The sequence below is a fragment of the Faecalibacterium sp. BCRC 81149 genome (genome assembly GCF_022750605.1).
In the GTDB taxonomy this organism is placed as follows: Bacteria; Bacillota; Clostridia; order Oscillospirales; family Ruminococcaceae; genus Faecalibacterium; species Faecalibacterium duncaniae.
In genome coordinates this window covers 163,469-174,850 of sequence record NZ_QXJA01000006.1, presented here as the reverse complement: position 1 = coordinate 174,850, position 11,382 = coordinate 163,469, and the positions used below count along the sequence as shown (strand labels likewise).

Here is an 11,382-nt window from a genome sequence, read left to right as displayed (position 1 = left end):
GTCACCATCATCCTCCGGCAGCTGGAGCGTATCTTCATCCTCATCGTGATAATCCGCATCCGGGTCCGGCTGATTTTTCTTGGACGCAGGCTTTACGCCCTTCATCTTGATATAGAGATAACCGCCGACACCGGCTGCACCGATCACAAACAGAAGCAGCATAATCATCGGAAGCGGAGACGATTTCTTCTGCTCGCTCTCTGTTTTCTGCTCTTCCGGTGCCGGTTCCGTCTCCTGCGGCTTTTCGGTTTCCGCAGGTTCCGTGACTTCCGGCTCCTTCTCCCGATACTTGGCAGCTTCCTCTTCATCCATCAGCGCAAGCAGATCGGCCTCGTCCACCATGTTCAGGAAATGCACATTCTGGTTGCCGTCTTTATCGCGGTCGATGATCAGATAAAAGGTGTTGCCCGCCTTTGTCACCAGCGTAATGAACTGCTGGCTGGATTTATCTTCTTCCTCACCGATATCGTCCACCAGCGTCATATTTCCTTCCGGAGTCAAAGCTGCACTGGATTTCGTCTCATCCTCGTATGACATTCCACTCTGCATCAGATCCAGAAACAGCTTCAGCGCATCTTCACTGAACATGCTGCTGTCTTTTGCAGAATCCGTGACATTCAGGTACTTTCCATGTGCATACCCGGTTTTGCCGTTGAAGTTTACCTTATACCAGTCACCGCATTTTTCGACAATCTCCACCGTATCGCCGGAATGCAGATATCCGATAATCTCCTGATCCATGCCGGGACCGGAACGAAAATGCAGACTGGTGATCCCCGGCACCACCGTACCAGTCTGCTTTTGGGACTTTTCGCTGCCGATATTGTATTCTTTGCCGCCCACCGTAACGATCAGGTTCCCATCCGCATCCGTAGAGACCTCATAGCCATCCGGCAGAACCTGCATGTCCGGGTCGATTTCGATGCTGTCGGTATTGTCCGTTTTCCCCGCATTTGTGCTTTCTGCTGCATCCGTCTCCTGTGCAGCGGTACTGACAGGCGTGTTCTTCTGCACATCATCGCCCGTATAGGCAAATGCAGTGGTCGTAAAGGTTCCTGCCGCCATCACGCTGGCAAGCAGCATTGCCATCATCTTTTTCATTCCATATCCTCCGTTTCTTTCTCATCCAGTTTCAGGTTCTCCGGGTTGGGAACCGCAGCCTGCGCCAGCTGAATGATGACTGCCAGCTGTTCCGGGGTCAGGCTCTGGGCATGTACCATTTCACAGATTTCGCTGTTTTCCTGCTCGTGGTACTTTCTGTCCCATTCCTTTCTGCGCTCCTCCCATTCATCGCGTTTCCTGCGGGCTTTCTCGCGCTCCGCAGCAATCTTTTCCAGTTTCAAGCTCATATCGTATCCTTTCCGGGCGAATAAACGCCCTATTTTTATCGAATTCTTCCCATGCAGTAGTAGTGCTGCCGCCAGTAGCTCGTCTCAATGGAAGCATAGGAAATTGGTGAGCCACAGTGGATCATCATCCCGTTGCCGACATAAATGCCCACATGGGATGCGCCACTGGTGTTGTAGGTTTTCTGGAAGAAGATCAGGTCTCCGGGCTTTGCCTCACTCTTCGGGATAATGTCGCATTTTCCCATCAGACCGTTGGCCGTCTGCCTGCCTACATTCCAGCCATTGCCGCAGTGGTTGATGACCCAGCTTACAAAACCGGAGCAGTCAAAACTGGTACTCGGCGAGCTGCCGCCCCAAACATAGGGATAACCGAGATATTTCTCTGCTTCGGTAATCATCTTCCGGAATTTTTCATCCGTCAGAGCTTCGCCCGGAATGTCGTAATCCTGGTATTCTCCGCTGGAACCCGCGCCATCCGGCGTTGCAAAGGCTATGCCTGCAAACAGGTCATCTCGATTGCCCCGGCACTCCAGTGTGACTTCGTATCGTTGCAGCTGGTCATCTGTAAGGCCGGAATTTCTTGCAACATAGTCAACGCCCCGATTGAGCAGTGTTACATTGAGGATTTTATACTCATACTGTACCGTCACCTGATAGGTGTAGGTGTGTCCGGTTCCGGTGATTGGATTGTAGCGATAGCCCACACGGGTTTCCTTCCTTGTCCGGATTTCCACCTTTTCCTCCAACTTCAGCTCATACTGCGCTTCAAAAATACTCTGGAGCCGCGCCTGCACCTGGCTTCTCGTATAGTTTTCAAATTCTACGGTCAGCAGAGATGCAAGCTCATAGGGATTGTGACCAATCTCTGCCAGATTGTAGCGATACTCGTCATAGCCCGGATGGTCGGTTTCAATGCGGTCGATTTGTTTGCGAAGTTTATCTTCCAGCTTGGTATAATCCGTCTCCACGCCTTTCAAATCTTCATCTTCTGCCGTGTAGGAAGTCCCCAGCACCACATTGCCGCCGCCATTGATCAAGACGGAGCATGACGAAACCGACCCGGCAATCACCAAAACAAGCAGTCCCACGGCTGCGATACCGATGATGATATGCGAGTGGCTCTGCACAAACTGAAATGCCTTTTCCGTTATACTGACAGTACCCTGTGCAGCTTTGGCTGTGCCAGATGCTGTGTTCTCCGCAGCGGCCGCACCTGCCTTCGCAGCGGCATACTCTTTTTTGATGGCCTGCTTCTGCCGCCATCGGGAAAAGAGATTGGAACCAGCCTGCGGATCAGACTTCATGCGTTCCGCAAAGATGGAATCTACGGCATCTTTATTTCCCTTTTTCTCCAACCGCTCCAGCTTTTTGTACTGCCGCAGCTTTCGACCATATTGGAACCGGGAACCAGCACGGGCTGCACCTTCCGCTGAGCCTTCGGTAAAATGCGCTGCCTCCACACCAGAATTATTATCCTGGTCGGCATTGCGCACACTCTGATGTGCCTTGGCTGAAAGTGCATCTGCCGCAAGATTTCCCGGCTTCTTTGGCTTTCCGCCTTTTTTCCCGGAAGCTGCTGCATTCTTTTTCGCTTTTGCTTCCTGATCTGATTTCAGCTTCTTACTGCGCATCTTAGCAAGATCGGCCTCGTGACGAATCTGCCTTCGGTGTTCCGCTTTTTTCTTGCCGCCGTCTCCCGTACTGCTATCTGCGGTTTTGCTTCTGGAATCGCGAAGGGTGTTCTCCGCACCCTCGCGCTCCTGCCGCAGCTTGTCTCCGAGATTCGGATTTTTCTTGCCAGCCATCGCTTACGCCTCCTTCGCTTCCTGCACTTCGGTTAATTTTGTCGTCATAATCCGGTACAGTTCCAGATCGGTCGGGAAACGATCAACGAACGGCAAAATCACATTTCCGTAGAACAGCAGTCCTTCGCCTTCACCGGAGTGGGTCACATAGGACAGCTGATGTGGGCTGATATTCAGCTGATCCGCCAGAATCTGACGATCACCGGCTGCTTGATTCAGCATATAAATGAAGTCGCTGTTCTCAAAAATGTTCGTCACTTCGCGGGAAGAAAGCAGGTCTTTCACGTTCTGGGTGATGCCGGTGGGAATACCGCCCCATTTACGGAATCGCTTCCAGATTTCCACGCTGTAAGCCGCTGTCTGCTCCTCTTTCAAAAGCAGATGGAACTCGTCCATATAGTAGCGGGTGGCTTTACCGGCGTTACGGTTGGCGGTCACACGCCCCCAAACCTGATCCTGCACCACCAGCATACCGATCTTTTTCAGCTGCTTGCCCAGCTCCTTGATGTCATAGCAGACCAGCCGGTTATTGATATCTACGTTGGTGCGGTGGTTAAACAGGTTCAGAGAACCGGTCACATAGATTTCCAGTGCCGTTGCCACATGGTGTGCTTCCTTTTCATCCTGCCGGAGCAGTGCCTCGTACAAGTCCTGTAACACCGGCATATTCTCCGGCACCGGGTTCTCAAAATAGGTCTGGTAAATCTGATGCACACAGCGGTCGATAACCGTCTTTTCTACCGGCTGCAAGCCTTCCTTGCCGCCCACGATCAGCTCACACAGGGACAGGATAAAATCTGCTTTCAAGGCAATGGGATTATCCTCTTCTGAATAATTCGCGTTGATGTCCATCGGATTGATATACTGCGTGCTGGAAGGGCTGATTTTAATAACCTGCCCCTCAAATTTCTGCACCAGAGCCGTGTACTCGGCTTCCGGATCGCACACGATTACATCGTCATCCGTCACCAGAAACGCATTGGCGATTTCTCTCTTGGCAGAAAAGGATTTACCGGAACCGGGAGTACCAAGAATCAGCCCGTTGGGGTTCTTGAGCTTTTTCCGGTCAACCATGATCAGGTTGTTGGACAGGGCATTCAACCCATAGTACAGAGCCTCTTTCCCGGTCTGAAACAGTTCCTGGGTGGTAAACGGCACGAAAATTGCCGTGCTGCTGGTAGTCATGCTGCGCTGAATCTCAATCAGGTTCTGCGCCAGCGGCAGGCAGCTCATCAGCCCCTGCTCCTGCTGAAAGTCCAGACGGCGCAGGTTGCAGTTGTACTTCTGTGCGATGCTGGAAGCCTGAAACACGTTGGTCTCCAGCTCCTGCTCCGTCTCGCCGGTGTTCATCACCAGAAAAGTCAGCAGGAACATACGCTCATTCTGGCTCTGTAATTCCTTCAGCAATGCCTTTGCGTCCTTACCATAAGTCGCCAAATCCGACGGAATGATGTCCATATCGTATCCAGAACGGACTGCTTTCTTCTGTTCCTCAATCTTGGAACGATCCAGCTCCGTGATGGTATGCTTAATGGACTTGATTGCTTTGTTCTGGTCTACCGACTGAATGTGCATGGTCACGATCTGGCTGGATTCCATATCCAGAAAGTCCTTCAGCAGCTGATCCGACAGGTCGGAAGCTGTGATCTGGAGATAGGACATAGAACCATACATCCCGCCCATCTGAAAAATCCGGTTCTTCGGAAAGGCAAATCCGGTCGGAGCAATAAAGTCCTTTACCGACAGCCCGCTCTCCGGCAGCCACTTCCAATCGAAATTGAACCGGTCATGGTCGCCCATGTGGAACATATCGTGCATCAGATGAAGCCGTTCCTTGCCGTTCAGCAATTTTGCCCGGACACCCAAGCGTTTGAAGTTGTTCATCAGGTCGATCTCGATGTGAATGAGCCTCGGCTTTGCCTGTTTCATGGATTCCGCCTCAATGCCAAACGTCAGGTACTTCGTCTTGGTCAGGCCGTTGTTGCCCTGGGCAAGCTGGCGGCGCAGCATGGTGCTGTACTCCGTGCGCACCGGATTGAAATGATCCTTCTGGTACGGAATACACACCATCTTCTCAAAATTCGAGGCATCCGTAGCCATATTCATAAAAGAAAGCTCAAAGCGGATGCTGGAATCAAAGAAGTTCAGGAAGCTGCACCATTCCTCAAAGATAGCTGTCTGATCCTCCTGTTGTGCCAGCTGATAATTGATATCCTGATACTGGATGGTTTTGGTGTAGTAGTTGTCCGTCACACGGCAGATACCGTCCGGGAACATCCGCTGAAAAGGAATGCTCTCCTGTGCCGAATGCGGAATCGTGCGGTCCCCCCTTGCGCGGTCAATCACCGTCTGCACCTGTTTCTGCTCTGCGGCTGACAGATGAGACGGCATTCGGATGTCATCCTGCTTTTTATTCTTCGATGTCAGCTTTTCGAGAATTTTGAACAATGCGATTTACCTCCATTTCCACGTCTGCCTGCTGAACCAGCAGTGCATAGTAATTTTTTGTTTTGTAAGGCCGCGTTTTCGGCCTCTTGAACTTTGCCTCATAGAAGTGCTTTGCCACCACTTCCAGCGGCTGACCGTCTTTCTCGTACATGGCAAGAAAGAAAAGCGGCAGCATCACTGCCATCATGCCAAGTGCAGCAAGGCTCAGATTCCCGCTGGACTTGAGCAAAAAGAAAACCGGAACGCCAATCAGCGCACCGGCTCCGAAGCAGAGAATCTGCCGTTTGGTCAGATTCATAAAGACCTTGGTTTTGACCTTTGAAAGGTCACGCGGTACAGAAATATAAGATGCCACGAATCATGCCTCCTTCCTTAATGCGCTGCAAACACGGATTTTGCGAGGCTTCCCGTCTTAAACAGCGTAAATGCCAGCAAAACCGTATAGCCCATAACGCCCCAAATGCTGCTGATGATGTTATCCGAAAAGGACAGGTTCTGAATCAGAACTGCGTAGATGCCTACACAGATCATGATAAGAAACCCCTGGAATCCCAGTGCAAACAGGGAGCGCAGATAGTTTTGACCGGTATGGCTCTGCTCATGGTTTCCAAAGGTTGCGAACGGAATCGGCGCAAGGCTCACCATGAGGTAAATTTCCACCATTCGGCCATACACGATGACAAAGATGATAGCCGACAACGCCAGCATCGTGACCTGAACCACAAAGGTCTGCAAATACAGTCCCAGCAGCGGTCCCAAGTCCATGCCTTCCAGTGTAGCCTGCATTGCTGTCAGGGTCGCATCGCTGACGGACGTACTGCCGGAAATCAGACCGCCACTTCTGGAGATCACTTGCTGCGCCACATCAAAGACAGCCATCGTGATATTGAATGTGTTCGAGATCAGAGTCACTGCCAGAAAGGTCTTAAAGACCCATTTGAAAAATGTCCACGTCTCGAAATTTGCCAGATTGTTATGCTCGATGAGCATCTGGATCAGCTCATAACAGGCGATGAATGTCAGCACCATTCCGGCAATGGGCAGGATCACGGATTCCGAGATGTTACGGATCATAGAGAAAACCGCAGGTGAAAAGTTCGCCGGTGTGGTTCCCACATCGCCTGCGATCTGTCCAACCTGCTGGTTGACCGAATCGAACATCCCTGAAAGATTTCCCATGATACCGCTGATGATCATGCTCTTGAGCCAATCTGTGATCTGTTCAAGGATACTCTGCATGAGCCGCCTCCTTCCTTACGCAAACACGCCGAACAGCTTCGCCATCCGGGACAGAAGCATGAACAGCTGTGAGAAAAGAGACAGTGCCGATGCAGTTGTAGTAAGAAACGCCATAGATTTGTCCTCCTGTAACTTGTCCGGCCTATCAGCCGTGCGATTCTAAACTGCGGTCCTGCGCCATACTTCCAACATGTGCACCTGCCGGAGAGCGCAGAAAATAGCCAGCTGCGGAGATTGCCTGCACCTGACTATGTAACAGGCAGCTTTCGCCGCCCGGTCGGAATCTTCGCTCCGACAGCCTTTGCTTAACCGAACAGACCGGAAAGCAGCGGCACCAGAGTCGTGCCGATCAGTGCTACACCGCCACCGGCCATCAGCTGCTTCATGCCCTGAGACTTGGCACCGGGGTTGTCGTTGCCGTAGCCTTCCAGCAGGTTGATAGCTCCCCAGATGCCGAGACCGGCACCCAGTGCGATGACGAGGGTCTGAAGAACGGTTACTGCGCTGTTGAAAAATGCCATAAATGTGTACCTCCTTGTACAATGCGCCCTTATGGGCTGGTGAATAGTGAATGTCCCCCTGCATGTGCACCTGCAAAAGGGCAAAAAAATAGCCGGGTCTCCAATTTCAATCAGAAACCTGGCTATGTAAAAAGGGCGGCTCACCGCCGCCCTCATCAGAATTCCAACCTCGTATGCTTTCTGTTTAACCAAAAAGTCCAGAAAGCAGCGGCACCAGAGTCGTGCCGATCAGTGCCACGCCGCCACCGGCCATCAGCTGCTTCATGCCCTGAGACTTGGCACCGGGGTTGTCGTTGCCGTAGCCTTCCAGCAGGTTGATCGCTCCCCAGATGCCGAGGCCGGCACCCAGTGCGATAACGAGGGTCTGAAGAACGGTTACTGCGCTGTTGAAAAATGCCATAAATGTGTACCTCCTTGTACGTTGCGCCCTTATGGGCTGATGAATAGTGATTTTCCATCTGCATGTGCACCTGCAAATGGGCAAACATATAGCCAGATTTCCAATCCCAATCAGAAACCTGGCTATGTAAAGAGGCGGCAGCTCGCCGCCCCTTCTTATTCTGTTGCCAACAGCACACCTATGACATCTTCGTCACCGGAACGAACTTACTTGGCATGATCTGCATCAACCACTTCGTACTTATCACCGGGCTTGAGTTTCAGCCGATGGTCAAGAAACGCCTCGATGCTGAACGTGTTTTTCTTATCAGCACCGGCAGTGAGCTTGTAGTTCGGATGCTGGGTCAGATCATATTTATCTGACTTGAACGGTCTCACACCGCGCAGCTGCAAAATGCACTTACCGCCATCCAACACAGCCAGTTCATCCACCGAGGCCAGGTCATGCCCAACTTTTTGGTAATTGGTGCCGTAGGATGGGCTATTACCTCTGGTATCGGAAGTGTTGTACAGATCAATCGTTTCTTTCCCCAGTGCCTGATTCAGCTCTTTCAGCGTAGTCGGCTCCGAACCGCCAAGAAAAATACGGGAATCCATATTGCCGATGATGGTATCGGCATTGTCCTTGTAGATTGCCTTCAACTGGCTCTGTGCCTGAAGCACCAGACACGCCGAGATTTCTCTTGATCGGATGGTGGCTACCAGCTTTTCCAGATTCGGAATCTGACCAATGTTCGCACACTCATCAATCAGGCAGCGCACATGCACCGGCAATCTGCCGCCGTAGACATCATCCGCTTTCTCGCACAGCAGGTTAAACAGCTGTGTATAGATCATGGAAATCAGGAAATTAAAAGTCGGGTCTGTATCGCTCATAATGAGGAACAGAGCCGTTTTCTTATCTCCCACCGTATCCAGCGACAGCTCATCGTACATAGTGATATCACGGACTTCCTCAATATCGAAGGGAGCAAGACGTGCGCCGCAGCTCACCAGAATCGACTTTAAGGTCTTGCCCGCCGCCAGCTTGAACTTGGCATATTGGCGGACAGCAAAGTGGTTCGGTTTTTTCTTTTTCAGAGCTTCAAACATCTGATCCACTGGATTTTGAAAGGTTTCATCATCCTCGCGTACTTCCATCGCATTCAGGAATTCAATCAGCGTTGCAAAGTTCTGCTCTTCCAGCGGTGCCTCATAGTGGATATAACCAATCAAAGCACAATACAGCAAGGTCTCTGCCTTCGTCCAGAATTCGTCACCGGCCTTGCCGTCCCCTTTGGTGTTGGCAATGAGGGTTGTGGTCAGCTTCAAAATATCCTTTTCGCTGTGAATATAGGCGAAGGGATTATAATGCATCGACTTTCTGAAATTGATGGTGTTAAAGATCCGGATACTGTATCCGTTCTTCAAAAGGGCTTGGCCGCAGTCGATTACGATATCGCCTTTCGGGTCAGTGACCACATAGGAACTGTGACATTGTAAAAGGTTGGGTTTAAGCCAAAACCGGGTCTTGCCGCTGCCGGAGCCGCCCACCACCAGCACGTTTTTGTTTCGGGCATTTGCCGGATTCTTCGGGCGGTTGCCCATCATCAGCCGCTCCGTCCGGGTCAGAATCACATTGTTTGCAAACACTGGATCTTCAAACGGTTCAATGTCTTTCTGCGTACCCCAACGAGCAGAGCCATACTCCATGCCATGGCGATATTTCTTGGCATTTTTGCCTTTCAGGTACACAGCAATCCGCAAACCCGCTCCGCAGCACACACCAATCAGCAAATCCATCGGATGCAGACTTGGCATCGGATTGGAAAAGGCTGCACCCAGGGCAGAAAGAAAGCCGAGGAGCTTTTCAGACATGTCTGCGCCCTCGGCAATTCTCCACGCTTCTCCCAGATTGGTACATACAAGACCGGCAATGAAGTACGGCAGGTTCAGGAGCAGCTGCTTCTTTGTCTTATTACTCATAGATCACGCTCCTGACTTTTGTGGCGAACCTTATCCGGAAGAATTGCAGCAACCAGCTCTTTGAGCTTGTTAAGCTGCTCCAGAGCACTCGGTTTTTCCTTTGTTTTCAGCTTTCGGTTGGTGAATTCCTCAAAAGCGGAAGTCAGTGCATCCGCATCCTTCGCCTTAAAGAACACCGTGTACTTGGGTGGCATTACATTTTGGTCTTTCGTAATGGCATAATCCACACCATATTTCCGTGCCACCTGTTCAAAGCCTTTCAAATCCGTTTTCTCAATGGGGATACTGCTGACTCCCTGATTCTGACCGATCAGTTCTTTGATGCTCTGCTTTCCAACCGGCAGCTGCGCTGTTTTCTGAGCCACCTTTGCCTGATGGTGCCGTTTCCACGCATTATAGCCATTCACGATGGTGCGAAAGGTCAATTTCGTGGTGCTGATTGCCAGATTGACGGTACGATTTTCAACTTCTTCCTGCATGAATCTCCGCCTCCTTCCTTACAAACTGTCCCGGTCCGGTGCAGGTTTGCTCTTTTCTTGGGGCTTTGCAGCCTTTTCCTCCATCTTCTTCAGCATGTCATCCGGAACCGGAATCGCCATGATGCTGTGACCCATACGAACGAACATCTGGGGCTGATGGAACTGTTCCTCAAATTTCTGCATCTGCTCCGAAGTCAGAGAACCAAAGTCATCCTCTGTCAGCCCTACCACCAGAAAATCACCGGCATAAATGTCCTGCATATCCCCGTCTTCGGTGTAAATCGCACGGTTCAGCGGCAAGCCATTGATTTTACCGGATTCATTCAGAATAATGGCCACTTCATCCTCAAATGGATAGGTTACTTCAATATCGCCGCCGACCATTGCCTGCAAATCTTCCAGCTCCGTGCCAACGCTGATTTTCTTCGGGTAGGCGTTGGGCTGCACCAGCAGCACATCCATTGTCCTGGTCTCTGCCAATTCATGTTCTCCCACGGTCTTGAAATCCACATCGGTGAAATCGCCGGAATCCAGAACATAGTCCTGATTGTTCCACGCCTGCGTCACCATGCGTTCCGCATCTTCCTGTGAGGCAGCTTCCACGGAAACCTTTCTCTGGAGAGTCTCTGTAATCTCCACATCAAATTTCTTCATAGGCACCTCCTTAGATCAGGCGCAGTGCCGGAACCAACTCGCCGCCAATGGAAACCACCGTCAGGTTCTCGTTCACATAGTCGATGGTGCGTTCCAGCGTAAACAGATTGATGCTGCATTCGTTGCCGTTCTGGTCGATTTCCGAAACCTCCGCAGCTCCCAACAGATAGCGGGTTCTGTCAGTCTCGATCACATCGCTCTTATCATAATGGAGAAGCAGTTCCCCATCTGCCACCAGATCAGCCTCCATCTCATCGTAAACATCCTCAAAGATGTCTCGACTGCCAGCCTCGGTCAGAAGTTCGCCGCCAGCCCCCGGCAGGATCACCATCACAATGCGTTCCTTCGGGTGATCTTCACGGATTGCCTCCAACATCACCCAGTTATGAAGCATCGCAATGGACTTCTCAAACATGGAATCATCCATCGGATTCGGCTGCGATGCACCATTCGGGCAGTTCTTGCAATCCATGCTGCACACTGCGTTGTTCTGATTCTTCTTAAAGTTCATCATCATAAAAAT

At 51.2% G+C, this 11,382-nt stretch carries 12 protein-coding genes; all 12 read right to left on the bottom strand.

All coding sequences use genetic code 11. From position 1 onward, the window contains the following. Positions 1-1,101 (bottom strand): CD1107 family mobile element protein (locus tag D3F01_RS08940; RefSeq protein WP_242888019.1); only part of this gene is annotated, 1,101 nt, incomplete at its 3' end. After that, on the bottom strand, positions 1,098-1,349 hold the full coding sequence (locus D3F01_RS08935; protein WP_005929904.1) for a DUF4315 family protein: 252 nt from the start codon (positions 1,347-1,349) through the stop codon (positions 1,098-1,100). The genes D3F01_RS08935 and D3F01_RS08940, both read right to left, overlap by 4 nt. A 35-nt stretch (positions 1,350-1,384) precedes the next feature. Beyond that, positions 1,385-3,154: a C40 family peptidase gene (locus D3F01_RS08930; protein WP_117526367.1), complete on the bottom strand. Its 1,770-nt coding sequence runs from the start codon at positions 3,152-3,154 to the stop codon at positions 1,385-1,387. A 3-nt stretch (positions 3,155-3,157) separates the two neighbouring features. Beyond that, positions 3,158-5,545: a VirB4-like conjugal transfer ATPase, CD1110 family gene (locus tag D3F01_RS08925; RefSeq protein WP_117526366.1), complete on the bottom strand. Its 2,388-nt coding sequence runs from the start codon at positions 5,543-5,545 to the stop codon at positions 3,158-3,160. Positions 5,546-5,564: 19 nt separating this feature from the next. Next, entirely contained in the window at positions 5,565-5,957 is a 393-nt protein-coding gene (locus D3F01_RS08920) for a PrgI family protein (RefSeq protein WP_117526365.1), read from the bottom strand. 17 nt (positions 5,958-5,974) lie between these two features. Continuing rightward, positions 5,975-6,841 (bottom strand): VirB6/TrbL-like conjugal transfer protein, CD1112 family, encoded by an 867-nt coding sequence (locus tag D3F01_RS08915; RefSeq protein WP_002576403.1) that lies wholly within the window; start codon positions 6,839-6,841, stop codon positions 5,975-5,977. A 305-nt stretch (positions 6,842-7,146) separates the two neighbouring features. Then, positions 7,147-7,362 carry a Maff2 family mobile element protein gene (locus tag D3F01_RS08910; RefSeq protein WP_002576404.1) on the bottom strand — a complete coding sequence of 72 codons (216 nt, stop codon included), beginning with the start codon at positions 7,360-7,362 and terminating at the stop codon, positions 7,147-7,149. Positions 7,363-7,546: 184 nt separating this feature from the next. Further along, positions 7,547-7,762 (bottom strand): Maff2 family mobile element protein, encoded by a 216-nt coding sequence (locus D3F01_RS08905; protein WP_002576404.1) that lies wholly within the window; start codon positions 7,760-7,762, stop codon positions 7,547-7,549. Positions 7,763-7,968: 206 nt separating this feature from the next. Further along, entirely contained in the window at positions 7,969-9,726 is a 1,758-nt protein-coding gene (locus D3F01_RS08900; RefSeq protein ID WP_117526364.1) for a VirD4-like conjugal transfer protein, CD1115 family, read from the bottom strand. Next, positions 9,723-10,205, bottom strand: a complete 483-nt coding sequence (locus tag D3F01_RS08895) for a PcfB family protein (RefSeq protein WP_117526363.1) — start codon at positions 10,203-10,205, stop codon at positions 9,723-9,725. The genes D3F01_RS08900 and D3F01_RS08895 overlap by 4 nt, the downstream gene beginning before the upstream one ends. Positions 10,206-10,223: 18 nt before the next feature. Continuing rightward, entirely contained in the window at positions 10,224-10,859 is a 636-nt protein-coding gene (locus tag D3F01_RS08890; RefSeq protein WP_117526362.1) for a DUF3846 domain-containing protein, read from the bottom strand. 10 nt (positions 10,860-10,869) lie between these two features. Then, positions 10,870-11,376 (bottom strand): hypothetical protein, encoded by a 507-nt coding sequence (locus tag D3F01_RS08885; RefSeq protein ID WP_098923465.1) that lies wholly within the window; start codon positions 11,374-11,376, stop codon positions 10,870-10,872. Positions 11,377-11,382 lie beyond the last annotated feature (6 nt).

Bases quoted from the DNA above. Each gene is read 5' to 3' on its own strand.
- D3F01_RS08900 (WP_117526364.1), bottom strand. From the start codon at position 9,726: ATGAGTAATAAGACAAAGAAGCAGCTGCTCCTGAACCTGCCGTACTTC.
- D3F01_RS08910 (WP_002576404.1), bottom strand. From the start codon at position 7,362: ATGGCATTTTTCAACAGCGCAGTAACCGTTCTTCAGACCCTCGTCATC.
- D3F01_RS08905 (WP_002576404.1), bottom strand. From the start codon at position 7,762: ATGGCATTTTTCAACAGCGCAGTAACCGTTCTTCAGACCCTCGTTATC.
- D3F01_RS08895 (WP_117526363.1), bottom strand. From the start codon at position 10,205: ATGCAGGAAGAAGTTGAAAATCGTACCGTCAATCTGGCAATCAGCACC.
- D3F01_RS08885 (WP_098923465.1), bottom strand. From the start codon at position 11,376: ATGATGATGAACTTTAAGAAGAATCAGAACAACGCAGTGTGCAGCATG.
- D3F01_RS08930 (WP_117526367.1), bottom strand. From the start codon at position 3,154: ATGGCTGGCAAGAAAAATCCGAATCTCGGAGACAAGCTGCGGCAGGAG.
- D3F01_RS08935 (WP_005929904.1), bottom strand. From the start codon at position 1,349: ATGAGCTTGAAACTGGAAAAGATTGCTGCGGAGCGCGAGAAAGCCCGC.
- D3F01_RS08890 (WP_117526362.1), bottom strand. From the start codon at position 10,859: ATGAAGAAATTTGATGTGGAGATTACAGAGACTCTCCAGAGAAAGGTT.
- D3F01_RS08915 (WP_002576403.1), bottom strand. From the start codon at position 6,841: ATGCAGAGTATCCTTGAACAGATCACAGATTGGCTCAAGAGCATGATC.
- D3F01_RS08925 (WP_117526366.1), bottom strand. From the start codon at position 5,545: ATGCCGTCTCATCTGTCAGCCGCAGAGCAGAAACAGGTGCAGACGGTG.